This is a genomic window from Hydrogenibacillus sp. N12 (genome assembly GCF_019645935.1).
GTDB lineage: Bacteria > Bacillota > Bacilli > Thermicanales > DSM-22653 > Hydrogenibacillus > Hydrogenibacillus schlegelii.
In genome coordinates this window covers 2305245-2329795 of sequence record NZ_CP080953.1, presented here as the reverse complement: position 1 = coordinate 2329795, position 24551 = coordinate 2305245, and the positions used below count along the sequence as shown (strand labels likewise).

Genomic DNA, 24551 nt, shown 5'->3' with positions numbered 1-24551 from the left:
CGATGGCGCATGTGCTTTCGGTGCACGATCTCTCTCTTTCCTTTCCGGGCGTGCAGGCCCTCCGCGGGGTGGACGCCGAGTTTCGCACCGGCGAGGTGCACGCCGTCGTCGGGGCGAACGGGGCCGGGAAGTCGACGCTGATGAAGGTGCTCTCCGGCCTCTACACCCACTACACCGGGGAAATCCGCCTCGACGGCCGTCCGGTGCGAATCCACAACCCGGCGGAAGCCCGGGCGCTCGGCATCGACATCGTCTACCAGGAGGTCGATGCCGCCCTCGTTCCGTCGGTGTCGGTGGCGGAAAATATCGCCCTCGACTGGCTCACCCACGGCGCCGGAAGCCGGAGGGCGTGGGTTCGCTGGCAAGACGTCTACGCGCTCGGGAAGGAGGCGCTGGCGACGCTGGGCATCGAACTCGACGTTCGGCGCCCGGTCGCCTCGCTCAGCCTGGCGGAAAAGCAGCTCGTCCTCATCGCCCGTTCGATCGTCGAGCGGAGGCGCTTTCTCATTCTGGACGAGCCGACGGCGGCCCTGAGCGCCCAGGAAAGCCAGGAACTGTTCCGCGTCATCCGGGACCTCGTCCGCCGGGATCGGATCGGCGTCCTGTTCATCTCCCACCGCATTCCCGAGCTTTATGCGATCGGCGATCGGATCACGATCATGCGCGACGGCCAGGTCGTCCATCGCGGACGGCTGAACGAGATTCAACCGGAAGCGATCGTCCGGGCGATGCTCGGAAGAACGCTTTCGGCCTCCCCTCCGGCGCGAAAGAAGCCTTGTTCTGACGAACGTCCCATCCTGGCCGTACAAGGGCTGGCCGATCGGGAGGGCCGCATCGACCAGGTCTCTTTCCACGTTCGCCCGGGGGAAGTGGTCGGCATCGCCGGCCTGGTCGGCGCCGGGAAAACCGAACTCTGCCAGGCGCTGATCGGCGCCCGCCCGATCCGCCGCGGAGCGATCGTCCTGCGCGATCGCGCGGTGCGCTTGAGAAACCCCGGGGAAGCGGTTCGGCACGGGATCGTCCTCGTCCCCGAGGAAAGGCGGAAGGAAGGGCTGTGGCTCGATGCGTCGGTCGCCTGGAACTTGACGATCGCCGCGCTCGATCGCATGAGTCCCTGGGGGATCCTCCGCACCGGAGCGATCGAGCACGAAAGCGAAGCGATGATCCGAACGCTGGGGATTAAAACGCCTCATCCCCACCAGGCGGTCGCTTACCTTTCGGGCGGGAACCAGCAGAAGGTGGTGATCGGCCGGTGGCTCCTCCGGCAGGCAGACGTCTACCTCTTCGATGAGCCGACGAAGGGGATCGACGTCGGCGCCAAAGCCGAAATCCTCGACCTCATCCGCCGGCTGGCCGAAGCGGGGAAAGCGGTCCTCTACGCGACGAGCGAATTTGCCGAGCTCCTTCAGGTGGCCGACCGCATTTACGTCATGTACGCCGGAAAAATCGTTCGGGAGCTGGCGGGCGAAGAGGCGACCGAGTCGAAACTGCTGTACTACGCGTCGGGAGGCATGTAGGTGAAACGCGGGACCGGTTTTTCGTGGGGCGCCTTCTTCGGCCGGTGGGGCGTCCTGATCGCGATCGGGCTCATCACCGTCGTCTTTGCTGCCCTGCTTCCGACCTTTCTTTCGCCGTCCAACCTCATTTCTATTTTACGGAGCATCTCCATCGTGACGGTGATTGCGATCGGGCTCACGATCGCCCTGGCGGTGAACGGCCTCGACCTGTCGATCGGGTCGACTGCGACGCTGGCGAGCTCTCTCGTCGTTTCGTTTTTCGTCTGGTACAGCCTGCCGTTTTCGATCTCGCTGGCGCTGGCGCTGATCCTGTCGCTCAGCGTCGCGCTGGTGAACATCCTCCTCATCGTCAAGTTCCGCATCCCGGATCTCGTGGCCACGCTGTCGACGATGTTTATCTTTGAAGGCATCGCGATGACGTACACCGGCGGTGGTTCCATCAGCGAAGGGATGCCGCGGCTCGACGGGACGCCGACGTACGGGACGATCCCGCCGCTTTTCAAGGCGCTCGGCCAGGTGCCGGCGATCATCGTCATCATGCTCGTCGCCGTCGCCCTCGTTCACATTTTCTTAAACCACACCCGCTACGGGCGCCTGATGTACGCGACCGGCGGCAATCTGGAGGCGGCCCGGCTGGCGGGCATCCCGGTCGACCGGTATCGGGCGCTCGCCTATGTTCTGTCCGCGCTGTTTGCCGCCGTCGGCGGGATCCTGATCGCCTCCCGGATCGGCTCCGCTCAGGTGAACGCCGGCGCCGGCTACCTCATGCCCGCTGTGGCCGCGGCCTTCATCGGCTTTTCGTTTGCCGGGCAGGGCAAGCCGAACGCCATCGGCACGTTTGCCGGGGCAGTTTTGATCGGCGTTCTGGAAAACGGGCTGGTGATGATGTCGGTTCCGTATTATTCCATGAACATCGTCAAAGGGACGATCCTGGCGCTGGCGCTTGCCTCGACCTACTGGCATAAGAAGCATTGAGGGAGGGGTCCCGTTGCGCTTTGATCGCTTTTTCGTCCTGCAGCCGGACGATGCCATCGCGTATGCCAAGGAGCGGGGCTTTTTTCCGGTCGATGCCGAACTCGAAAGCGAAGAAATCGGCGACGGAAACATCAATTACGTCTTTCGGCTGCGGGATCGGCGGTCGGGCCGGTCGCTCATCATCAAACAGGGGGGCGAGACGGCCCGCATCTCCGACGCGTTTCGCATCACCCCCGATCGCGTCCGGATCGAGTACGAGATGCTCAAGCGTTATAACGAACTCGCCCCCGGCCTGGTCCCCGAGGTCTATGCGTATGACGAGGTGATGCACGCCTTTGCCATGGAGGATCTGTCTCGCCTTTCGATCATGCGGCGCGCGCTCATGGAGCACCGGAAGCTGCCCCACTTTGTCGAACACATCACCACGTTTCTGGTGCAGACGCTGTTTTATACGACGGACATCGCCATGGACCCGAAGGAGAAAAAGGCGCTCGTTCAGCGATACATCAATCCGGACCTGTGCGAGATCACCGAAGACCTCGTGTACACAGAGCCGTTTACGGACGCCAAGCGGCGGAACGATCCTTATCCGCCCAACCGGGAATGGATCGAACGGATGATATACGGCGACGGCGAACTCCGCCGGGAAGTCGCCAAGCTGAAATGGCAGTTTATGACCGAAGCGCAGGCGCTCATCCACGGCGACCTGCACACCGGATCGATCTTCGTCGACGAGCGGGAAACCAAGGTGATCGATCCGGAGTTCGCCTTTTTCGGTCCGATCGGCTATGACGTCGGCAACGTCGTGGCCAATTTGATGTTCGCCTGGGCCAACGCCGAGGCGACGATGGAAGACGAAGCGGCGCGCCTCGATTACCTGCACTGGCTGGAGCAGGCGATCGCCGGCGTCGTCGACCGTTTCCGGGCCAAGTTTCTCGCCGCTTGGCATCAGGACGCCCGGGACCCGCTGGCCCGGGGCATTGGGGTAGCGGAGGATTACGTCGATCGCGTCATCGTCGACAGCGCCGGCGTGACAGGCCTGGAGCTCGCCCGCCGCATCATCGGCCTGGCCCACGTCAAAGACATCACGTCCATCTCGGACCCCGAGAAGCGCCTGAAGGCGGAGCGGACGCTCCTCAGGGCGGCAAAAGTCTTTATCATCGATCGGTACCGCCATCTCGATGGGTCGGCCTTTGTGGTGACGCTAAAGACGGCGCATCGTGAAGAAGAGAAAGCGGAAAAAAGAATGTAAGCTTATATTTTTTGGGAGGAAAAGTCCGGATGTCCGCACCTCAAGAATCCTATATCCGCTGGGAGAACGACCGTCTCATCCTGCTGGATCAGACGCGGCTGCCGCAGGAGAAGCATTTCCTCGCCCTCGATTCGGTGGAAGGGGTCTTCGAAGCCATCCAGAAGCTCCGCGTGCGCGGTGCCCCGGCGATCGGGGTGGCGGCCGCTTACGGGCTGGTCATCGGCGTGCGGGAGGCGCCGGAGGCGTCGTTTGATGCATTTTACAATCATTTATTAAAACAAAAAGAGTTTCTTGCCGCTTCGCGCCCGACCGCGGTCAATTTGTTCTGGGCGCTTGACCGGCTGGAAAGAAAGGCGCTTTCGTTGCGGGAGCGACCCGTTCGAGAAATCAAGCAGGCGCTCCTCCAGGAAGCCCGGGCGATTCAGGACGAAGATCGGGCGATGACGGAAGCGATCGGGAGACACGGTCTTTCATTGCTGCAGGACGGTATGGGGGTGCTCACGCACTGCAATACCGGCAAACTGGCAACGGCGGGCATCGGGACGGCCGTCGCACCGATTTACCTTGCCAAAGCGCAGGGGATGAAGATCCGCGTGTTTGCCGATGAGACGCGGCCACTTTTGCAAGGGGCTCGGCTTACCGCATGGGAGCTGATGGACGCCGGGATCGACGTGACGCTGATTACAGACAGCATGGCGGCCGTGGTGATGAGGCGGGGCTGGGTCGATCTCGTCATCGTCGGCGCCGACCGCATCGCAAGAAACGGTGACGTGGCCAACAAAATCGGCACGTACGGGCTGGCTCTCCTGGCCAAAGCTCACGGTATCCCGTTCTACGTGGCCGCGCCGAGTTCGACGATTGACCTCGAGACGGCGACGGGGGATGAGATCGTCATTGAAGAGCGGGATCCGGACGAAGTGCGGACGTGCTACGGTTGCCGGATCGCTCCGGCAGGCGTGAGCGTTTATAACCCCGCTTTCGATGTGACGCCGCATGAGCTTGTGGCGGGCATCATCACCGAGAAAGGAATGATTCGGCCGCCATATAGCAAAACCCTACCGCATTTATTGGAGAGGTAAATTTACCGGGGAATCATAAGAAAGCGAGGGTCTTCGTTTGCGCGGATCGGAAACGCCGGAAGAACATGTGCGTCAGGAGATTTGCCGGGTCGGAAAACTCCTTTTTGAACGCGGGTTTGTCGCCGGCACGGAGGGAAATATTTCGGTCCGATTGTCGGAACAGGAGGTGCTCGTTACCCCGACCCGCGTCAGCAAGGGCATGATGACGCCGGAAATGCTGGTCAAGGTCGATCTTTTCGGACGCCTCGTGGAGGGCCATCGATCCCCAACATCTGAGCTGAAGATGCATCTTCGCATTTACCGGGAACGCCCGGACGTCCAGGCGGTCGTTCATGCGCATCCGCCGTATGCCACCGCCCATGCCGTTGCCGGGATCCCGCTGGATCGGGCATTTTTACCCGAGTCGGTCATCTACGTCGGCGAGGTGCCGATCGCGCCTTACGGTCTCCCATCCACGGAAGAAGTGGCTGAAGCCATCGCCCCGTATCTTCGCGATCATCACGCGCTCCTCTTGGAAAACCACGGGGCAGTGGCTTGGGCCGATGATCTGTGGTCAGCTTATTTTTTGCTGGAAAACGTCGAGCAGATGGCGAAGATCCACTTTCTGGCCCGCACCCTCGGGCGGATTCGGGGGCTTTCGCACGCACGGGTTCAGGAACTCGAGTCAATCAAAGAGGCGATGGGCAGTTTTGTCCGTTCGCCGGGGGGATTTCCCTGTCCTTCTGGAGTGGATATTTGTGCGGAAGACTTCGAACAGGGATCGAAGCCAAGGTCGGAAAAAGGCCGGTGATATGCCGGCCTTATTTTCTCCGGCACCCGGCCCATCATTGAAGCCAATGTGGCGCTGAGCGTCAAGATGGCGCACCACGAAGGTCGTTCACTCAGGCGATGAAACAAACCGTCACCGGAGTCGACCGCCAAAATTCCCGCTTCTTGCGCGGCCTTTCAGGCTATGTTAGACTACAGGCGACAACGGCGCGCCCCAGGCGGCCGCCGGCTCCGTGGAGGGTCGATCATGCTGGCGACGATTTTGACCGTCCTTCTTCTCATCAACGCCCTCATGCTCATCGCCGTCATCGTGCTGCAGGCGGGAAAAAGCGCCGGGCTGAGCGGCGCCATCACCGGCGGTGCCGAGCAACTTTTCGGCCGGCAGAAGGCCCGGGGGATCGACGGCCTGCTCCACAACCTCACCCGGATCCTCGCCGTGACCTTTATGCTGCTCGCGATGGCCGTCGCCTATCTCGTGAAGTGATCCGTCCCAACGTTCGGGCCGGCATCCTCGCCGGCCGCGCCGATCCGCCGCCTCGCCGGAAAGAGGTGGCGTTTTTCATAAGCCAACCCTAGCGGCGGCTTGGACATCAAGGAGGGGTCGGGCGTGAACGCCGTCGCCCGCTCGCCGTCGCCGTTCTTCTGGACGGGCGGTCCGATCGGTCTCCTCATCTTGCACGGATTTGCCGGGACGCCGTCGGAGATGCGGCCGATGGGGACCTTCTTTCATCGGCTGGGGTATACGGTGCATGCGCCCCTGCTTCCGGGGCACGGCGAGACGCCGGAGGCGCTCCGCCGGACGCGCTGGACGGACTGGGTCGACGGCGCCCGGGCGGCCTACCTTCGGCTCGCCGAGGCGGCGCCGGGCGGCGTCGTCGTCGCCGGGCTGTCGATGGGCGGAGCGATCGCCCTCCTCATTGCACGGGAGCTTGCCCCGCGGGCGGCCGTCGTCCTCGCGGCCCCGCTCCGATTTCGCGATCGCCGGGCTTACCTCGCCCCGCTCGTCCACCGCTTTTACCCGTATCGGCCGCGAGAAGGCAAAAAGCCGCCCCATATCGAGGCGCATCTCGTGCCGTATGATCGAATCCCGGTGCGGTCAGTGGTGGAGCTTTGGCGCCTTCTTCGGGTCGTCCGGCGGGAACTGCCCGACGTTCGCGTGCCGCTTTTCATCGCCCAAGGCCTTCGGGATGAGACGATCTTTCCGCAAGATGCGGAGCGGATCTTTCGCCGCGCCGGCACGCCGCCGGCCAAAAAGGCGCTCGTCTGGTATCCGGAGGCGTCCCATCTGATCGTCCTCGAACGGGAAAAGGAAACCCTCTTTCGGGACATCGCGCGGTTTCTTCATACCCATGTCCCCGGCGCGCCGGCGCCGCCGGAATCGGGCGGGGCGCCGGTTTGATCGAAGGGGCACCCGGGTTTTTCCCGGCCGCGGCCAGACATACTGGTAACAACGCGGTGCCTAAAAGTCGCCGGACAAAGGTTTTCTCCGCCAGCCGGCAGGGCCCGCCGGAAGCGGCGCGGCGTCCGGAGAAAGGGCGGCCCGCGGGGAAGCGAAGGGCGGACGAATCGTCCGGCTCTTCTCAAAGGAGGACAAGACGGTGGAGTCCGAGCTGATCGCCCTGCTCAAATCGACCATTCGCGGCCGGCCGATGCGGCGGGCCGAGATCGAAGCGGCCCTCGGCATCCAAACGCCGGAGGCGGCGGAACGCCTGAGCGACCTCCTTCGCCGCCTCGAAGCGGAGGGGAAGATCGTCCGCACCCGGGCCGGCCGCTACGGCCTGCCGGAGATGATGAACCTCGTCCGGGGGACGATCGAAGGACACCGCAAGGGGTTTGCCTTCCTCATCCCCGACACCCCGGGGGAGCCGGACGTCTACATCCATCCCGGCGACTTAAACGGCGCCTGGCACGGCGACCGGGTCCTCGTCCGGATCAACCGCCGCGCCGAAGAAGGCCGGCGGATGGAAGGGGAAGTCGTCCGCATCCTCGCCCGGGCGAAGAAGGAGATCGTCGGGACGTTTCACAAGACGCCCGGCGGCGGTGCCGTCGTCCCGGACGACCGGCGGATCGGCGACGTGATCTTCGTCCCGCCGGACGGGACGCTGAGCGCCCGGCAAGGGGATAAGGTCGTCGTTCGGATCGAACGCTACCCGACGGAGGACGTCACCGCCCTCGGCCGCGTCGTCGAAATCCTCGGCGCCGAAGGGGAGCCCGGCGTCGACATTCGTTCCATCATCCGGAAGTACGAGCTGCCGGAGGCTTTTCCCGACGACGTCCTGGCGGAGGCCCGGGCGCTGCCGCAGGCGGTGCTCCCGGAAGAGCGGATCGGTCGGCGGGACCTGACCGCGCTCATGACGGTGACGATCGACGGCGAAGACGCGAAGGACATCGACGACGCCGTCTCCCTCGAGGTCCTCGGGGACCGGGTGCGGCTTTACGTCCACATCGCCGACGTCGCTCACTACGTCCGGGAAGGGACGGCCCTCGACCGGGAGGCGTACCGGCGCGGGACGAGCATCTACCTCGTCGACCGGGTGATCCCGATGCTTCCGCCGGAGCTTTCCAACGGCATCGCGAGCCTGAACCCCGGCGTCGATCGGCTGGCGATCACCTGCGAGATGACGTTCGACCGGACCGCCCGGCGCCTCGATTACGCCTTCTACCCGAGCGTCATCCGCTCCGACGCGCGCCTCACCTATACCGACGTCAACCGCCTGCTTCGGGAAGGCGCCGTCCCGCCCGACGACCCGCTCCATCCGTTTGCGCCGATGCTCCTCGAGATGGCGGCGCTGTCCGAGCGGCTTCGGGCCCGCCGCATCGAGCGGGGGGCGATCGATTTCGACCTGGAAGAGCCCCACATCGTCCTCGACGACCGGGGCCGGCCGATCGACGTCCGGCCGCGGGAGCGGGACAAGGCGGAGATGCTCATCGAAGACTTCATGCTGGCGGCCAACGAGACGGTGGCCGAGCACATCGCTTTCCGGGACCTCCCCTTCCTCTACCGCATCCACGAGCCGCCGGACCCGGAGAAGATCCAGGCCTTTCTTGAGTTCATCAGCGCCTTCGGCTACATCGTCCGGGGCGCCCCGGGCCGCGTCCAGCCCCGGGCGCTGCAGGCGATCCTGAACGAAGCCCGCGGCGAGCCGGAGGAGGCGATCATCGCTCAGGTGCTTCTTCGGTCGATGCAGCAGGCCCGGTATGCCGCGACGAACGAAGGGCATTTCGGCCTCGCCGCCGAATACTACACCCATTTCACCGCGCCGATTCGGCGCTATCCGGACCTCGTCGTCCACCGGCTGCTCCGGCGGTACGAGTTCGACCGCGATCTCGATCCGACCGCCCTCGCCGCCATCCGGGAAGCGCTTCCGGACATCGCCGAGCAATCGTCGATTCGCGAACGGGTGGCAATGGAGGCGGAGCGGGAGACCGACGCCCTGAAGATGGCCGAATATATGGCCGGGCGGATCGGCGACGAATTCGACGCCGTGATCAGCGGCGTGACGTCGTTCGGCCTCTTCGTCCGGCTCCCGAACACGATCGAAGGGCTCGTCCACGTCAGCACGATGGGGGACGACTACTATCACTTCCACGAGCGGCAGTACGCCCTCATCGGGGAACACACCGGGAAGACGTACCGCCTCGGCGATCCGGTCCGCGTCCGCTGCGTCGGCGTGAACATCGCCGAGCGGACGGTCGATTTCGTCCTCGTCGAGGAAGGAACGGCCCGCGCTCGCCAGCGTTCGGAAGGCCGGGTCAAGGTCATCCGCGCCGCCCGACCGGTGGGCGATCATGCGGCCGGTTCCGCCCGGGAGAAAGGGAGCAAGAAAAAGCGGGGCCGGTCCCGGGCCAAAAAGCATCCCTCTAACCCGGACGCCGCACCGCCCGCATCGCCCGGCGGGGGGCGGCGAAAAAAGCGGTCCAAGCGCTGAACCAAGGGGGGAGGAGGCGGTGGAACGCCAGGAGGAAGGGAAAAAACTCCTCGCCCAGAACCGGAAAGCCCGCCACGATTACTTTATCGAAGAGACGTTTGAGGCGGGCATCGTCCTCACCGGCACCGAAGTGAAGTCCGCCCGACAGGGGCGGATCAACCTCAAGGACAGCTACGCGTACGTCAAAAACGGGGAACTCTACGTGCTGAACATGCACATCAGCCCCTACGAGCAGGGCAACCGCTTCAACCACGACCCGCTCCGGACCCGGAAGCTGCTCCTTCACCGGCGGGAAATCGACCGGCTGATCGGCAAGACGCGGGAGGAGGGCTACACCCTCGTCCCGCTTTCCGTCTACCTCCGTCGCGGCTGGATCAAAGTCGAACTTGCCCTCGCCAAAGGGAAAAAGCTCCACGACAAACGGGAAGCGCTTCGGGAAAAGGCGGTCCGCCGGGAGGCGGAGCGGGCCTTCCGCGGCCGGCTCAAATAAGCGCCGGGCCGCCCGCTTTGCCGGCCCGCCTTCGCCCGGCGGACGATCTCCCCTAAAGAAGAAAACGAAGAAGAAAGGAGGGCCGGCATGGCCGACGAACGCCTTGTGGCCGAAGGGGCCGCCGTTCCGGGCGCCCAAAGCGGGCGGTCCGCGGACCCAGGCGGCCCGGATCGTCCAAAGGAAGTGGCGCTCGAGCGAGCTGGCCGCGCCGCGGGGGAGGGCGAAGCGCCGCCCGCGGGAGCCGAACCCGCCGCGGGGTCGGGCGGCTCCGGGCCGGAGCGAAGCGCCGTCCGCGACGGCCAGGGCGTGCGGGTGCTTCGGATCGAACGGCTGGACCGCCGGGGGTTCGGCCAGGCGGAGGTGGAACGGCAGGGGCGCCTTCGCCCCGTCGCCGTCCCCTACACCCTCCCCGGCGAGACGGTGCGGGCGGTCCTCACCGACTGGCGGTTCAAAGGCCACCGGATCGCCGCCGTTCAGACGGTCCTCGAACGACATCCGGCCCGCATCGAACCCCGCTGTCCCCACTTCGGCACGTGCGGCGGCTGCACCTGGCAGCACATCGATTACGCGGCGCAGGTCGCCTTCAAAACGGAACGGGTTCGCGATCTCCTCGAAGCCCACGGCCTTCCGGCCGACGTCGTTCGTCCGGCGGTCGGCATGGACGAGCCGTGGCATTACCGGAACAAGATGGAATTCACCTTTGCCCCGGACGGCGCGCTGGGCTTAAACCGCCTCGGCCATTACGATCGGCCGGTGCCCCTCGACGTCTGCTATATCGCCCACCCGCACATGTTCCGGATGGCGGCCGAGACGGCCGCTTGGGCCCGGGCGCACGGCCTTCCGGGATACGACAAGCGGCGCCACGAGGGGCTTTTGCGCTACCTTATGGTCCGGCGCGCCCGATCGGACGGCGCCGTTCTCGTCGCCCTCTTTGCCGCCCGGCTGCCGGACGATCCGGCGCTTCAGGCCGCCGCCCGCGACTGGGTGGCGCGGCTTCAGGCGGCGGCGGATGATGCGGGCTTTCGCCTAGCCGGCCTCTACTGGGTCGCCTACCGGGGGCTTTCCGACGCCGTCGGCTATGATGACGTCCGCCTCCTGGCCGGCGAGGGGGTCCTCGTCGATACGCTGGGCGGGATGCGCTACCGCCTCCTGCCGCAAACGTTTTTTCAAACGAACCCCGTGCAGGCGGAAGCGCTCCTCGAGGCGGCCCTCGCCCTCGCCGAACCGGAGCCGGACATGCGGGCGATCGACCTCTTTTCCGGCGTCGGGACGTTCACCCTCCCCCTCGCTCGGAAGGTGTCCGCGGCCGTCGGGGTCGAACTCGTCCCGGAATCGGTCGAGGCGGCGTGGGAGAACGCCCGGGAAAACGCCGTGCCGAACGTCACCTTCCTCGCCGACGACGTCCGGCGGGGGCTCGACCGGGCGGTGGAGCACCTGGGCGGCCGGGTCGACCTCCTGTTCCTCGACCCGCCCCGCTCCGGCGCCGGCGGCAAGGTGATGCGAAAGATCGGCCGCCTGGGGCCGCCGGCGGTCATCTACGTTTCGTGCAACCCGGAGACGTTTGCGCCGGACGTCCGGGAGCTTTCGGCCTTCGGTTACCGGCTCGTCGCCGTTCAGCCGGTGGACATGTTTCCGCAGACGGCCCACGTCGAGCTCGTCGCCCGGCTGGAACGCGCGGGCCGGGACTCGGAGCAAACGCCGCGGAACCAGGAACCGGACCGAAGCTAGGTCAAACCCGAAGGACAAGGAAAAAGGCGGGAAGACCCGCCGGTGGCTTGGGAGAAGACGAAAGCGGGGGAAGCCGTCCTTGTCGTCCAGCGAAGCCTTCGGCCCGGCGGCCTCGTCGTCCTTCATCGGTCCGATGCTTCTCGGCGTCGCCGGCGGGATCGTTTTTGCTTTGCTCGTTTTCTTCCTCGTCCGCCGCTTCGTCGGTCGCGGGCACGAGGACGCGGCCGATTTTCGGGAGCGGCTCGGTCGGCTCGAGAAGGCCGTCGACGACCTCCGGGCGTTCCTTCGGGACGAGGCGGTCCGCGACCGGTTGCAGGCCGAAGAAGCCGCCCGGGCCGGACGGGAAGAGCTTGCCGCCTCGATCCGCAGCCTCGGCGCGATGCTTGCCGAGCGCCTCGACGGCGATCTTCGCAAGCAGCACGCCACCCTCGGCGAGATGGCGGAGCGGCTGACGGCGCTCCTTTCGTTAAACGAGACGAAGCTCGAACGTCTGCGGGAAGCCGTCGAGGCGAAACTCGAGCGGCTCCGGCAGGACAACGAACAAAAGCTCGAGGCGATGCGCCGGACGGTCGACGAAAAGCTCCACGAAACCCTCGAACGGCGCCTCGGCGAATCGTTCCGGCAGGTGAGCGAACGGCTCGAGCGGGTGCATCAGGGGCTCGGCGAGATGCAGGCCCTCGCCGCCGGCGTCGGCGACCTCAAACGGGTGCTCACGAACGTGAAGGCCCGGGGCTTTCTCGGCGAAATCCGGCTCGAGGGGCTCCTTTCGGAGATCCTCACCGCCGATCAGTTTGAGCGGCAAGTGCCGCTCGGCCCCCGCGGCGAGCGGGTCGACTTCGCCATCCGGCTGCCGGGGAAGGGCGAAGGGCCGGTGTGGCTTCCGATCGACAGCAAATTCCCGCTGGAAGACTACCAGCGCCTCCTCGAGGCGGAAGAGGCCGGCGACCGCCAGGCCGTCGACGAGGCCCGGCAGAAGCTCGAGGCGCGCCTTCGGGCCGAAGCCCGGTCGATTCAGGCGAAATACGTCCATCCGCCTCAGACGACCGAATTCGCCCTCCTCTTCGTGCCGCTCGAGGGGCTGTACGCGGAAATCCTCCGCCGGCCCGGCCTGTTCGAAGCGCTCCAGCGGGAGTTTCGCGTCGTCGTCGTCGGACCGACGACGGCCGCGGCCCTCCTCCACAGCCTGCAGATGGGCTTCCGCACGCTGGCCATCGAGCGGCGTTCCGGCGAGGTGTGGCGGCTTCTCGGCGCGGTGAAAAACGATTTTGCCCGCTTTGCCGAGCTCCTGGACAAAACGCAAAAAAAGCTGCAGGAAGCGAGCCACTCCCTCGACGACGCGACGAAAAAAACCCGGACGATCGTCCGGCGCTTAAAGGACGTCGAGGTCCTCCCCGAGGCGGAGGCCGGCCGCCTGCTGATGGCGGGGGAAGAAGACGGGTGAGGCAAAGGAGCGCTCGGTCGGCGTCGCGGTGTTCCGGCGGCGTTTCGGCGGCAACGCCGGTGGTCTTGGCCGGCGCATCGGCCCGTCGCGGTTTCGGGGCGTCCCGACGGCGGATGGACGCCCCCTCCATCGCCGCCCCAGGCCCCCGAAAACCTGCAGAAAGGAAACGGGTGGGGGCCCTTGCTTTTTCTTCAGGAAATGTGCTATGATCAAATTTGCCCCTAGGGGGCTTAGATGGGGGCGTTCTGGGTTCGACGGGGGTCGATCGAGCAACCGTAGCGAGCCGGGGGGCCGCGTCCCCGCAACAACGCGGACGGCCAATAAGTGCCAACAAGAACGAACTCGCTTTAGCCGCTTAATCCGGCTAACCCCGCCCGTCGGATTGCCCGCGTCTGACGGTGCGGGGCCGGCTTAGCGGGCTACGCGGCCGGCCTTTCGCCCGGAGGCCGCCGAAGAGACCGAATCGGGCAGGCCGCAGGACGATCCGGCTCAGGGGAGCGCCTGCGGCGTCACAAAACCTGAGCTGCGCTCGGAGAAGCGGTTGTGGCGAGGCCTTCGGACGGGGGTTCGATTCCCCCCGCCTCCACCATACATACCCGGCGATCCGGAGGCCGGCCGGGGGCCGTCGATGGGGATCGGGTGACAGAAAAACCGAAGCGCGGGGCATCGCCCCGCGCTTTTTGCGTGTCTTTTCCCTTAAAGGGCTTCCCGTCAGAGGGAGAAAAGCGCCTTCAGTCCGCCCAGGTCGAGGCCCTTGCCGACGTAGAAGGGGCCGAACTCGCCGAAGCGGGCGCTCACCTCGTCGAAGCGCATTTCGTAAATGATCTTTTTGAAGTGGATCGGATCCGGCGCGTACAGCGTCACGCCCCACTCCCAGTCGTCGAGCCCCTGGGAGCCGCTGATCACCTGGGTGACCCGGCCGCGGAACTTTTTGCCGATGTCGCCGTGGGAGTGCATCATCCGCGCCCGCTCTTCCTGAGGCAGCATGTACCAGTTGTCGGCGCCGGCGCGTTTTTTGCTCATCGGATAGAAGCAGACGTAACCGTCCCGGTGCACTTTCGGATAGAGGCGGGCCTTCGCCCACGGGTCTTCCTCCGGATTGCCGGTGTATCCGCCGAGCTCGACGATCGAGTAATAGCCGTACGCCGGTCGGAGAAAGTCGGCGAGCGTCGTCCGGTTGAAGGCCGTCTTGACGGCGAGCAGCTCATCCAGCGTCGGACGGAAATGGAGAAAAAGGAGGTCCGCCTTCTGCCCGACGATCTGAAAGACGCCGTAGGACCCCCGGCCTTCGTCTTCGACCTTCTGCCAGTCGGTCAGGAGCGCCTCCAGCGCCTCAAGGGCTCGGGCGCGATCGGCCGCCGGCGCGGTCTTCCACGCCCTCCAATCGATCGTTCGAAAATCATGCACGACGTGCCAACCTTCGACGGTGTGGGCCGGTTCGGGCATCGTCATCCCTCCGGTTCGGTCGTGGGTCCGGGCCGGCTTGCCCGGCCCCCCGGATGTATTGTACCATAAGGGCATCGAAAATAGCGGCAGGCGGTGGGTGGGGTGGACGGGATCGACGTTTCGAGCCTGCGGCGGCGGTTTTCCGGCCGAAGGGAGGAGGGCGGGGAACGGCTCTACGGCTTTGCCGAGCTGGAGCCCTATGCGGTCTTCTTGCCGGTGGTCGAACGGGACGGAGAGGCGCACCTTCTCTTCGAAGTGCGGGCCCGGACGCTCCGGCGGCAGCCCGGCGAGGTGAGCTTCCCCGGCGGGCGGGTGGAGCCCGACGACGCATCGCCGGCGGAGACGGCGCTTCGGGAGGCGGCGGAGGAGCTCGGCCTTTCGCGGGAGCGGCTGTCGCTCTGGTCGAAGCTCGGGATTCTTCTTCCGCCCTATCAGGCGGCCGTTCACGCCTACGTCGGCGAGATCCCGGCGTCGGAGGCGATCCGGCCGAACCCGGCGGAGGTCGATCACGTCTTCACCGTTCCGGTCGGCTGGTTTTTGGTCCATCCGCCGGAAGTGTACGAGGCGACCCTCACCCTGCTTCCCGGCGACGATTTTCCGTTCGAGCGGATCCCCGGCGGCCGCAGCTACCCGTTCCGCCGGCGGACGATCCCGGAACTCTTTTACCTCACCGACCGCCACGTCATCTGGGGGCTCACCGCCCGTCTCGTGCACATCTTCCTGCAGCTTGTGCAAAAAATGCCAGAGCCGTAGGGTTTGACAAAACCGCGCCGCCGTGTATAATAGGGAAGCGTGACCGCCGGCGGGATCGGGCTGGCCGGCGTCGGAACGCGGGCGAAACGGCGGGGGCAGCCGGTGTCGGAGGCATGCAGCCGACCGAAGTCCATGACCCTGCCGGGGATGAACCGGACGGCAAACGGCGGGCCGAAGAAAGGGTCAGGCCGAGGCCGAGGAAGAACGAGGAAGAAAAGATCGTTCCGAGCGAGGAAGAAAAGATCGTGCCGAGTTAGTTAAACGGTATAACGGCGCACTCGTAATGCGCAGTTCGGAGTTCGACTCTCCGACTCGGCACCAGCTTCGACGATGAGCAAGGGGAAGCCTTGCTTTTTATTTTTGCTTGCCGTTTGTTTGGCGTTGTCCCCCTGCCGTTTTTCGCCGGCCTTCCCCTCGGCGGCTATGCCCTTGGATCTCGCGGCGGTCATGCTCCCGGCGTCGGGCCTCGGCCGCCTTCTTGGGCTTCGGCCCGGTCGGGTCTCATCGGCAAACGGGGGAGCGAGGTCCATGACGCCGTACGTCACGCTGTCGGGGCCGGGAACGGCCGAGTGGACGGTCGAGCGGTCGCGCTTTATCGCTTACGCCCGCCCGGCGGAGAGCGAAGCGGAAGCTCGAGAATTTATTCAATCGATTCGAAAAAAACACTGGGACGCGACCCACAACGTGAGCGCTTACGTCGTCGGCGTCGCCCATCGGATCCAGCACGCCGACGACGACGGGGAGCCGGCCGGCACCGCCGGCCGGCCGGTGCTGGAGGCGCTCCTGGCTCGCGAAGTGACCAATGCCGTCGTCGTCGTCACCCGCTACTTCGGCGGCATCAAGCTCGGCGCCGGCGGGCTCATCCGGGCCTATCGCAAATCGGCCCATCTCGGCCTTCGGGCCGCCGGCCTCATCCGCCGGCGACCGGCAGTGCGGTACCGCCTGACGCTGTCGTACGCCGACGTCGAGGCGGTCCAGGCGGCCCTTGCCCGGGCGGGCTTCCGTCCGGCGGACGTCGCTTACCTCGACGTCGTGGGGCTCGTCTTTGCCGTTTTGCCGGATGAGACCGAGGCGTTTTTCTCCGCCGTCTCCGCCGCGACCCGGGGGCGGGGGCGGGCCGTCGCCGACGGCGCCACCTGGCTCGACGAGCCGATCGTCCCGGCGGACGACGAGGGATAGGCCGGCGCCACCCCATCGGGACGGAAAAAGGGCCGGGATCGATGCCGGAAAGGACAGGGATCGACGATGGACGGACGGCGCCGGACGGTCGGCCTTCGCCGGACGGCGTTTTTCCGGTCGAAAGCCTCGCGAAGGCCTTCGGAGCCGCCGGAGGCGTGGAGCGATGAGGCGCGCCTCGCGTACAACATGGAAAAAAGCATCCAAAACGGCATTTTCGCCGCCATCGCCGCGGGCATTTTCTCGAGCTTTCTCCCGCTGTTTGCCATCGAAGCGCTGCACGCGACGGACTACCAGGTGGCGCTTCTTTCGTCTTTGCCGCAGCTTGTGAACTTCCTCGTCCTCATCCCCGGGGCGCTCTGGCTGGCGCGGCTTAGGCGCCTCAAGCCGTTTACGGCGGCGAACCTCGGCCTCGGCAAGGTCTTCATGCTCCTCGTGGCCCTGGCGCCGGTGCAGCCGTGGCTCGACCCGGCGTGGTGGGTCGTCCTCTTCGTCGCCCTCATGAACGTCCCGACGGCGTTGGGCGCCCTCGGCTGGCAGGCGTTCATCGGCGCCCTCATCCCGCCGGAGCGGCGGAATCGCTTTTTCAGCCGCCGGAACCGGGACACGACCCTCTGGACGATGCTCGTCGTCCTCGCGTCGGGCCTCATTCTGAACGCCTTTGACAAGCGATCTCCCGGCCCGTACCAGGCGTTCATCGCCCTGGCCGCTCTGTTCGGTTTTCTGGAGACGGCGGCGCTCGTTCAGCACGTCGAAACGGCGACGCCGGAGGACGGCGTTCGGGGGATGGGGGCGTTTCGCGGGCTGTTTCGGTCGCCGGCATACGCCCGCTTTTTCTTTGCCGGCCTGTTTTTCAACTTCGCCTGGCAGATGGCGTGGCCGCTTTTTAATCTGTACAACGTCAAGGTCGTTCAGGCGACGGCCCTCTGGCTGGCGCTCTTTACCGTCGCCAACCAGCTGTCCCAGATCATCGCCTTCACCGCCTGGGGACGCCTCGCCGAGCGCTTCGGCAACGGCCCGATGCTCGCGGTGACGGCCGTCGGTATGGCGACGGCGCCGACGCTCACGGTGCTTTCGACGTCGCCGGTCTATCTGATTTTTGTCAATTTTTTCACCGGACTTTTCGTCGCCGGAACCGTGCTCCTTCTCTTCAACGAACTCCTCGCCGTCTCACCGGCGGAGAAGCGGACGGCGGCGGTGGCGCTTTTCAACGTTGGCGTCGGCGCCGTCGGCTTTCTCGCGCCGCAGGTCGGCGTCTGGCTCGCCGGCCTCGTCGGCCTCCACGGGGCGATGCATCTGTCGTCGCTCCTTCGGCTTCTTGCCGCCGGCGTCTTCGCCTGGGGAGCGGCCCTGGCCGCCCGGGCTCCGGAGCCGAGGGTCGGGGCCAAGCCGACGGAAGCCGAGCGGACGGGGTGAAGCCGGAGCGCCGAAGCGGCGCCGCCGGGTGGTTGCATTCTGCCCGGCGGCGCGTTATAGTAAAAGAGAGTGAATGAGCATTCATTCAAGAGCGGCGCGGCTGGGGATGTGGACAGGCGGAAAGTCGACGCGGTCATTCCAGGCAAACGGGGAGGGATCCGATTGCGGCGCATCACGCGGGCGGCGGTGCTCGGGGCCGGCGTCATGGGTGCGGGCATCGCGGCGCACCTGGCCAACGTCGGCCTCCGGGTGCTCCTCATGGACATGGTGCCGAAAGCGCTTACGGACGAAGAACAGGCCCGGGGGCTTACGCTCGAGGACCGGGCGGTGCGAAACCGCCTGGCGGAGGCGGGAAAGGCGCGGCTTCTTAAGGAAAGCCCGTCGCCCCTCTATACCCCTCAGGCCCTCGACTTGATCGAGACGGGCAACTTCGAAGACGACCTTCACCGCCTGAGCGAGGTCGACTGGATCATCGAGGTCATCGTCGAGGATCTCGGCGCAAAGCGGGCGCTCCTCGAGCGGGTCGAGCCATACTGGCGGGAAGGGACGGTCGTCAGCACGAACACCTCCGGCATTTCGATCGCCCGCATGGTCGAGGGCCGGAGCCCGGCCTTCCGGCGGCACTTCCTCGGCACGCACTTTTTCAACCCGCCGCGCTACCTGCCGCTGCTCGAGCTCATCCCGCATCCGGAGACGGACCCGAAGATCGTCGAAGACATGCGGCGGTTTGCCGAAGTCAAGCTCGGCAAGGGCGTCGTCGTCGCCAAGGACACGCCGAACTTCATCGCCAACCGGATCGGCACCTACGGCCTTCTGGTCACCTATCGGGCGATGGAGGCGATGGGGCTTTCGGTGGAGGCGGTCGATGCCATCACCGGCGAGGCGATGGGCCGGCCGAAATCGGCGACGTTCCGCACCCTCGACGTCGTCGGCCTCGATACGTTCCTCCACGTCGCGAACAACGTCGTGGACAACGTCTCCGATCCGGACGAAAAGGCGGCCTTCCAGGCGCCGGACGTCTTCCGGACGATGGTCGAGCGGGGGCTCGTCGGCCAGAAGCGCGGCGCCGGCTTTTACAAGCAGGTCCGGGAAAACGGCGAGAAAAAAATCCTCGCCCTCGATCTTGAGACCCTCGAGTACCGGCCGCGGCAGGCGTTTTCCGCGCCGTCGCTCGTCGCCGGCCAGGGGAAAGATTTAAAGACGCGGCTTGAACTCCTCCTGTTCGCCGACGACGTCGCCGGCCGGTTCGCGTGGGAAGTGACGAAAAAGACGCTCCTTTACGCCGCCGCCAAGGTCGGCGAGATCGCCGACAGCCCGGCCGACATCGACCGGGCGATGAAGCTCGGCTTCGGCTGGAGCCTCGGGCCGTTCGAGCTCTGGGATCTCCTCGGCGTCCGGCGGGTCGCCGAGCGGATGAAAAAGGAGGGCGAGACGCTCCCGGACTGGGTCGAGGCGCTCCTCCGGGAACCGGAACCGGCGTTCTACCGCCAGGAGGGGACCGAGGTGGTCATCTTCGGCCGCGGCGGCTACGCGCCCTTCGTCCTCCCGCCGGAGGCCCTCTCCTTAAAGCGCCTCAAGGCGGCCGGGCGGACGATCGGCGGTAACCGGAGCGCCTCCCTCGTCGACCTCGGCGACGGCGTCCTGGCCCTCGAGTTTCACAGCAAGGGGAACGCCCTCGGGACCGACATCGTCGCCGTGGCGAACGAAGCGTTCCGCCTCCTCGACGACCACTTCGACGGCCTCGTCATCGGCAACGAAGGAAAAAACTTCAGCGCTGGCGCAAACCTCATGCTCATGCTCATGGAGGCCGAAGACGAAAACTGGGACGAGATCGACCGGCTCGTCCGGGAGTTTCAGGCCTTTACGCTTCGGATCAAGTACGCCCGCCGGCCGGTCGTCGCCGCGCCGTTCGGCATGACGCTGGGCGGCGGCTATGAGGTGGCGGCGGCGGCGGACCGGATCGTGGCGGCCGCCGAGACGTACATGGGCCTCGTCGAGACGGCCGTCGGCCTCATCCCCGCCGGCGGCGGGACGAAGGAGTTCCTCCTTCGCATGGTCGAGCGGGTGCCGGAGGGGGTCAAGCTGGACCTTCAGCCGCTGGTCAACCACGCCCTCGAGACGATCGCCATGGCCAGGGTGTCGACGAGCGGCGAAGACGCCCGGCGCCTCGGCTACCTCCGACCGACCGACGTGATCGTCCCGAACCGGGAGCACCTTCTCGCCGAGGCGAAGCGGGCGGTCCTCGAGCTCGTCCGGACGGGCTATACCCCGCCGGCGCCCCGGAAGATCCCCGTCGTCGGCGAGCCGGGCTACGCGACGATGCGCCTCGGCATCTACCAGCTGCAAAACCGTCGGGCGATCACCGACCACGACGTCGTCATCGCCGACAAGCTCGCCTTCGTCCTCGCCGGCGGGCGGGTGCCGAAGGGGACGCTCGTGGACGAGCAGTACCTCCTCGACCTCGAGCGGGAGGCCTTTTTGAGCCTGATCGGCATGCCGAAGACCCAGGCCCGCATGGCCCACATGCTGAAGACCGGAAAACCGCTCCGGAATTAATCCGGAATTCGAATGCCGCTCCGCTCGAAAGGGCGTTCGCCCGGCATCGGACGGGGGGCGCCCGCGATGGATCGGCCCGGTCCCGGTTCGGAGTTCGTCGGGGGAGGGCCCCGGTTCGGAGTCCGCCGGTCCTGAGCCGTAAGGCCCGGGCAAGGGACCGGCGGCTCCGACCGGCGGGGCCCGATCCGGAAAAGCGAAAGGGCGTCGGGATTCGGCGCCGGAGGAGGGGAAGTTGCATGCGAGAAGCCGTCATCGTCGCCGGCCTTCGGACGGCTGTCGGCAAGGCGCCGCGGGGGGCGCTCCGTCATTACTCGCCGGTGAAGATGGGCGCCGAAGTCGTCAAGGCGCTCCTCGCCCGGGTGCCCCAGCTCGACCCGCGGGAGATCGACGACGTCATGGTCGGCTGCGCATTCCCGGAAGGGGAACAGGGAATGAACCTCGGCCGGAACATCGTCCTCGCGGCGGGGCTGCCGACGAGCGTGCCGGGGATCACGATCAACCGCTACTGCAGCTCCGGGCTGCAGACGATCGCCTTTGCCGCCGAGCGGATCATGCTCGGCCAGGCGGACGTCATCCTCGCCGGCGGCGTCGAGAGCATGAGCCTCGTGCCGATGGGCGGTCACGTCGTCGCACCGGATCCGGACCTCATGACGGTGATGCCGGAGGCGTACATGGCGATGGGCCACACCGCGGAGGAAGTCGCCCGGCGCTTCGGCGTAAGCCGCGAAGACCAGGACGCCTACGCCCTGGAAAGCCATCGGCGGGCCCACGCCGCCATCGCCGAAGGAAAGTTCAAAGACGAGATCGTCCCGCTTACCGTCGTCGAAAGGCGGTACGAAAACGGCCGCGTCGTGGAGACGACCCGCGTCTTCGACACCGACGAAGGCGTACGGCCGGACACGTCTCTTGAAAAGCTGGCGGCCTTAAAGCCGGCTTTTCGGGAAGGCGGCACCGTCACCGCCGGCAACAGCTCCCAGACGAGCGACGGCGCGGCGTTCGTCCTCGTCATGTCCGCCGAAAAAGCCCGCGCCCTCGGCCTTCGCCCGCGCCTCATCTACCGCTCCTTTGCCGTCGCCGGCGTCGATCCGGACATCATGGGCATCGGACCGGTGTTTGCCGTGCCGAAGGCCCTGAAGATCGCCGGCATCGACCTCGACGACGTCGATCTCATCGAGCTGAACGAGGCGTTTGCTTCCCAGACGCTCTACGTCATCCGGGAGCTCGGCCTCGATCGGGCGAAGACGAACGTCCTCGGCGGCGCCATCGCCCTCGGCCATCCCCTCGGGGCGACCGGCGCCAAGCTCACCGTGACGCTGATGCACGAACTGGAGCGCCGCGGCGGTCGCTACGGCGTCGTCACGATGTGCATCGGCGGCGGCATGGGCGCCGCCGGCGTCTTCGAGCGGCCGGAGAGCGCCTGAGGCCCCGGCGCGGCGGCTAAGCGACGATCATGACGCGCCGACGCCTGAGTCGACGTCGATCCGGAAGGAGGAACGCGCATGGACATCGTCAAAGGTGGATCGTATCTCATCGCCGCCATCCCGCCGGAGCGGGTCTTTACGCCGGAAGACCTCACCGAAGACGAACGGATGATTGCCAAGACGGCCCGGCAGTTCGTCGAAAAAGACGTCCTCCCGGTGCTCGAGGAGATCGAGGAAAAGCACGCCTTCGAACATTCCGTCCGGCTGATGAAAAAAGCCGGCGAGCTCGGGCTTCTCGCCGGCGACGTGCCGGAAAAATACGGCGGCCTCGGCCTTCCGAAGACGACGACGACGCTTCTGGCCGAGACGCTGGCGCCGGCCCGCTCCTTTGCCCTGACGATCGGAGCGCACACCGGCATCGGGACGCTGCCGATCGTCTTTTTCGGCACCGAAGCTCAGAAGCAGAAGTACCTCCCGGCCCTCGCCAGCGGGGAGAAGATCGCCGCCTACGCCCTCACCGAAGCGGGCTCCGGCTCGGATGCCCTCGGCGCCCGGACGAAGGCCGTCCTGAACGACGCCGGCACCCACTACATCCTGAACGGCGAAAAACAGTGGATCACCAACTCCGGCTTCGCCGACGTGTTCGTCGTCTACGCCAAAGTCGACGGCGAAAAATTTACCGCCTTCATCGTCGAGCGGGACTTCCCCGGCGTCCGGACCGGCCCGGAAGAAAAGAAGATGGGCATCAAGGGTTCGTCGACCCGCACCCTCATCCTCGAAGACGTGCCGGTGCCGGTGGACAACGTCCTCGGCGAAGTCGGCCGCGGTCACGTCGTCGCCTTCAACATCCTGAACATCGGCCGCTTCAAGCTCGCCGCCGGCGCCGTCGGCGCCGCCAAGCGGGTGATCGAGCTTTCCGCCCGCTACGCCAAAGAGCGGAAACAGTTCGGCCGGCCGATCGCCGACTTCGCCCTCATCCAGGCGAAGCTCGGCGAGATGGCGATCCGCACCTACGCCGCCGAGAGCATCCTCTACCGGACCGCCGGCTACTTCGACGAGATGCTCCGGGCGCTCGGCGACAAGGTGGACGACGGCCGGGAAGTCGCCCGGGGGATCGCCGAGTACGCCATCGAAAGCTCGGTGAACAAGGTCTACGCCACCGAAGCCCTCGACTACGTCGTCGACGAAGGCGTCCAGATCCACGGCGGCTACGGTTACATGGCCGAATACGAGGTCGAAAAGGCGTACCGGGACAGCCGCATCAACCGCATCTTCGAAGGGACGAACGAGATCAACCGCCTGCTCATCCCCGACATGCTCCTCAAAAAGGCGATGCGGGGCGAGCTCGACCTCCTCGGCGCCGCCCGGCGGCTCGAAGACGAGCTTCTTGCCGTCGGCGCCGCCGACATCCCGGAAGGCCCCCTCGGCGAGGCCCGGGCGCTTCTTGAGCAAGGGAAGAAGATCTTTCTCTTCGTCGCCGGCACGGCGGTCCAGAAGTACGGCCAGGCCCTCGAAGCGGAGCAGGAGCTTCTCGCCGCGGCTGCGGATCTGGCCATCGACCTCTTCGCCCTCGAGTCGAGCCTTCTCCGGGCGGAGAAAGCCCTCGCCCGAAACGGCGAGGCCGAGGCCCGCGGGCACATCGACCTCGCCCGGGCGGTCGCCCACACCCACTTCGACCGGATCGAACGGGTCGCCCGAGAAGCCCTCGCGGCGATGGAGGAAGGCGATCTCCTCCGAACGCAGCTGTCGGTCCTCCGGAAGCTCACCCGCCGGACGCCGGCGAACCTCGTCGCCCTCCGGCGGACGATCGCCCGGCGGGTGCTCGCCGCCGATGGCTACGCCGTCCGGGCCTGAACCGGCCGGTCGGGCGTCCCACGCCGGTGCGGGTTTTCCGCCGATGAGGCCCGACACCAGAAAACGCGGCGGAACGCTCCGCCGCGCATTTCTCGGCTCGCCTCCCTCAGCCGTCCCGGCGGCCGATTTCGAACAGCCGCGCAAAGGCGCGGCTTTTTTCTTTCCGCCGCTTCCGCTCGGCGACCCGCTCCGGCGCCCCATCGTAGAGGAGGCGCTCTTCTTCCGTTTCGGGGTAGACCGGAGGGACCGGCGCCGGGCACATGGCGTCGTCTAGGGCGACGAACGTGGCGAAGGCCGTCGCCGCGACCTCCCGCTCGCCGCTCAACATATCCTCGGTGATGACCTTGACGAACACTTCCATGGACGTCGTCCCCGTCCAGGTGACGAACGCCTCAAGGGTGACGGCATCGTTTTGGGCGATCGGCCGGAGAAAATCGATCGAGTCGATCGATGCCGTGACGACCTGCCGGCGGCTGTGCCGCATGGCGGCGATCGCCGCCACGTCGTCGATGTCCCGCATGAGTTCGCCGCCGAAGAGCGTTCCGTGGCGGTTCGTGTCCTTGGGAAAAATGAGGCGCGTCTTCACCACCCGGCTTTCGCGGCACGGCTTGGCGCCGGGCGCCCGCCCGGCGTGGGCGGTCGGGTTTGGTTCCTCCCGCTCGACAGATCGATGCAAAACGTTCCCTCCTTCAGCTCTAAAGGGAGCTTTCGGCTCGGCGTGGTCGAACGACGGATAAGGGGGTCGCACGC

General features: G+C 66.2%; 19 protein-coding genes, 1 tRNA gene and 1 other RNA gene. 19 read left to right on the top strand and 2 right to left on the bottom strand.

Features of this window, described 5'->3' with window-relative positions; all coding sequences use genetic code 11:
* Positions 1 to 2 precede the first annotated feature (2 nt).
* From K2M58_RS10950 to ssrA, 12 genes are all read left to right on the top strand, one after another.
* Positions 3 to 1517: a sugar ABC transporter ATP-binding protein gene (locus K2M58_RS10950; protein WP_220677565.1), complete on the top strand. Its 1515-nt coding sequence runs from the start codon at positions 3 to 5 to the stop codon at positions 1515 to 1517.
* Entirely contained in the window at positions 1518 to 2492 is a 975-nt protein-coding gene (locus K2M58_RS10945; RefSeq protein WP_220677564.1) for an ABC transporter permease, read from the top strand. It begins immediately after the preceding gene.
* Between the two features lie 13 nt (positions 2493 to 2505).
* Positions 2506 to 3744 (top strand): S-methyl-5-thioribose kinase, encoded by a 1239-nt coding sequence (mtnK, locus tag K2M58_RS10940; RefSeq protein ID WP_220677563.1) that lies wholly within the window; start codon positions 2506 to 2508, stop codon positions 3742 to 3744.
* Positions 3745 to 3773: 29 nt separating this feature from the next.
* Positions 3774 to 4823 (top strand): S-methyl-5-thioribose-1-phosphate isomerase, encoded by a 1050-nt coding sequence (gene mtnA, locus K2M58_RS10935; RefSeq protein WP_220677562.1) that lies wholly within the window; start codon positions 3774 to 3776, stop codon positions 4821 to 4823.
* A 67-nt stretch (positions 4824 to 4890) separates the two neighbouring features.
* Positions 4891 to 5613 carry a class II aldolase/adducin family protein gene (locus tag K2M58_RS10930; protein WP_252393624.1) on the top strand — a complete coding sequence of 241 codons (723 nt, stop codon included), beginning with the start codon at positions 4891 to 4893 and terminating at the stop codon, positions 5611 to 5613.
* A 228-nt stretch (positions 5614 to 5841) separates the two neighbouring features.
* Complete coding sequence (gene secG, locus K2M58_RS10925) at positions 5842 to 6075, top strand: preprotein translocase subunit SecG (RefSeq protein WP_220678907.1); 234 nt, start codon at positions 5842 to 5844, stop codon at positions 6073 to 6075.
* Positions 6076 to 6198: 123 nt separating this feature from the next.
* Positions 6199 to 6990: an alpha/beta hydrolase gene (locus K2M58_RS10920; protein WP_220677560.1), complete on the top strand. Its 792-nt coding sequence runs from the start codon at positions 6199 to 6201 to the stop codon at positions 6988 to 6990.
* A 199-nt stretch (positions 6991 to 7189) separates the two neighbouring features.
* Positions 7190 to 9520 (top strand): ribonuclease R, encoded by a 2331-nt coding sequence (gene rnr / locus K2M58_RS10915; protein ID WP_220677559.1) that lies wholly within the window; start codon positions 7190 to 7192, stop codon positions 9518 to 9520.
* A 19-nt stretch (positions 9521 to 9539) separates the two neighbouring features.
* Positions 9540 to 10010: an SsrA-binding protein SmpB gene (gene smpB, locus K2M58_RS10910; RefSeq protein ID WP_220677558.1), complete on the top strand. Its 471-nt coding sequence runs from the start codon at positions 9540 to 9542 to the stop codon at positions 10008 to 10010.
* Between the two features lie 87 nt (positions 10011 to 10097).
* Positions 10098 to 11738 (top strand): 23S rRNA (uracil(1939)-C(5))-methyltransferase RlmD, encoded by a 1641-nt coding sequence (gene rlmD / locus K2M58_RS10905; protein ID WP_220677557.1) that lies wholly within the window; start codon positions 10098 to 10100, stop codon positions 11736 to 11738.
* A 79-nt stretch (positions 11739 to 11817) separates the two neighbouring features.
* Positions 11818 to 13179, top strand: a complete 1362-nt coding sequence (gene rmuC / locus K2M58_RS10900) for a DNA recombination protein RmuC (RefSeq protein ID WP_252393469.1) — start codon at positions 11818 to 11820, stop codon at positions 13177 to 13179.
* A 236-nt stretch (positions 13180 to 13415) separates the two neighbouring features.
* Positions 13416 to 13768: a transfer-messenger RNA gene (gene ssrA / locus K2M58_RS10895) on the top strand.
* Between the two features lie 122 nt (positions 13769 to 13890).
* Here ssrA and hemQ read toward each other — a convergent pair.
* Entirely contained in the window at positions 13891 to 14625 is a 735-nt protein-coding gene (hemQ, locus tag K2M58_RS10890; protein ID WP_220677556.1) for a hydrogen peroxide-dependent heme synthase, read from the bottom strand.
* A 102-nt stretch (positions 14626 to 14727) separates the two neighbouring features.
* Here hemQ and K2M58_RS10885 point away from each other — a divergent pair, with 102 nt between their 5' ends.
* The 7 genes from K2M58_RS10885 to K2M58_RS10855 all read left to right on the top strand — a co-directional run bounded on the left by K2M58_RS10885 (position 14728) and on the right by K2M58_RS10855 (position 23801).
* On the top strand, positions 14728 to 15378 hold the full coding sequence (locus K2M58_RS10885) for an NUDIX hydrolase (protein ID WP_220677555.1): 651 nt from the start codon (positions 14728 to 14730) through the stop codon (positions 15376 to 15378).
* Positions 15379 to 15625: 247 nt separating this feature from the next.
* Positions 15626 to 15699: transfer RNA gene (locus tag K2M58_RS10880), tRNA-Thr, on the top strand.
* Between the two features lie 207 nt (positions 15700 to 15906).
* Entirely contained in the window at positions 15907 to 16557 is a 651-nt protein-coding gene (locus K2M58_RS10875; RefSeq protein WP_220677554.1) for a YigZ family protein, read from the top strand.
* A gap of 66 nt (positions 16558 to 16623) precedes the next feature.
* Positions 16624 to 17970: an MFS transporter gene (locus K2M58_RS10870; RefSeq protein WP_220677553.1), complete on the top strand. Its 1347-nt coding sequence runs from the start codon at positions 16624 to 16626 to the stop codon at positions 17968 to 17970.
* Between the two features lie 162 nt (positions 17971 to 18132).
* Positions 18133 to 20526 carry a 3-hydroxyacyl-CoA dehydrogenase/enoyl-CoA hydratase family protein gene (locus K2M58_RS10865; protein ID WP_220677552.1) on the top strand — a complete coding sequence of 798 codons (2394 nt, stop codon included), beginning with the start codon at positions 18133 to 18135 and terminating at the stop codon, positions 20524 to 20526.
* A 236-nt stretch (positions 20527 to 20762) separates the two neighbouring features.
* A complete protein-coding gene (locus K2M58_RS10860) occupies positions 20763 to 21947 on the top strand; it encodes an acetyl-CoA C-acyltransferase (RefSeq protein ID WP_220677551.1) in 1185 nt (394 codons plus the stop codon).
* 78 nt (positions 21948 to 22025) lie between these two features.
* Entirely contained in the window at positions 22026 to 23801 is a 1776-nt protein-coding gene (locus K2M58_RS10855; protein ID WP_220677550.1) for an acyl-CoA dehydrogenase family protein, read from the top strand.
* A 106-nt stretch (positions 23802 to 23907) separates the two neighbouring features.
* Here the strand turns inward: K2M58_RS10855 and K2M58_RS10850 are convergent, their stop codons facing one another.
* Complete coding sequence (locus tag K2M58_RS10850; RefSeq protein WP_252393622.1) at positions 23908 to 24390, bottom strand: acyl-CoA thioesterase; 483 nt, start codon at positions 24388 to 24390, stop codon at positions 23908 to 23910.
* Positions 24391 to 24551: the final 161 nt, after the last annotated feature.

What these genes read in the sequence shown, in the direction of transcription:
- K2M58_RS10950 (WP_220677565.1), top strand. Translation starts at nt 3, where the DNA reads ATGGCGCATGTGCTTTCGGTGCACGATCTCTCTCTTTCCTTTCCGGGC.
- mtnA (WP_220677562.1), top strand. Translation starts at nt 3,774, where the DNA reads ATGTCCGCACCTCAAGAATCCTATATCCGCTGGGAGAACGACCGTCTC.
- rlmD (WP_220677557.1), top strand. Translation starts at nt 10,098, where the DNA reads ATGGCCGACGAACGCCTTGTGGCCGAAGGGGCCGCCGTTCCGGGCGCC.
- hemQ (WP_220677556.1), bottom strand. Translation starts at nt 14,625, where the DNA reads ATGCCCGAACCGGCCCACACCGTCGAAGGTTGGCACGTCGTGCATGAT.
- K2M58_RS10875 (WP_220677554.1), top strand. Translation starts at nt 15,907, where the DNA reads ATGACGCCGTACGTCACGCTGTCGGGGCCGGGAACGGCCGAGTGGACG.
- K2M58_RS10870 (WP_220677553.1), top strand. Translation starts at nt 16,624, where the DNA reads ATGGACGGACGGCGCCGGACGGTCGGCCTTCGCCGGACGGCGTTTTTC.
- K2M58_RS10860 (WP_220677551.1), top strand. Translation starts at nt 20,763, where the DNA reads ATGCGAGAAGCCGTCATCGTCGCCGGCCTTCGGACGGCTGTCGGCAAG.
- K2M58_RS10855 (WP_220677550.1), top strand. Translation starts at nt 22,026, where the DNA reads ATGGACATCGTCAAAGGTGGATCGTATCTCATCGCCGCCATCCCGCCG.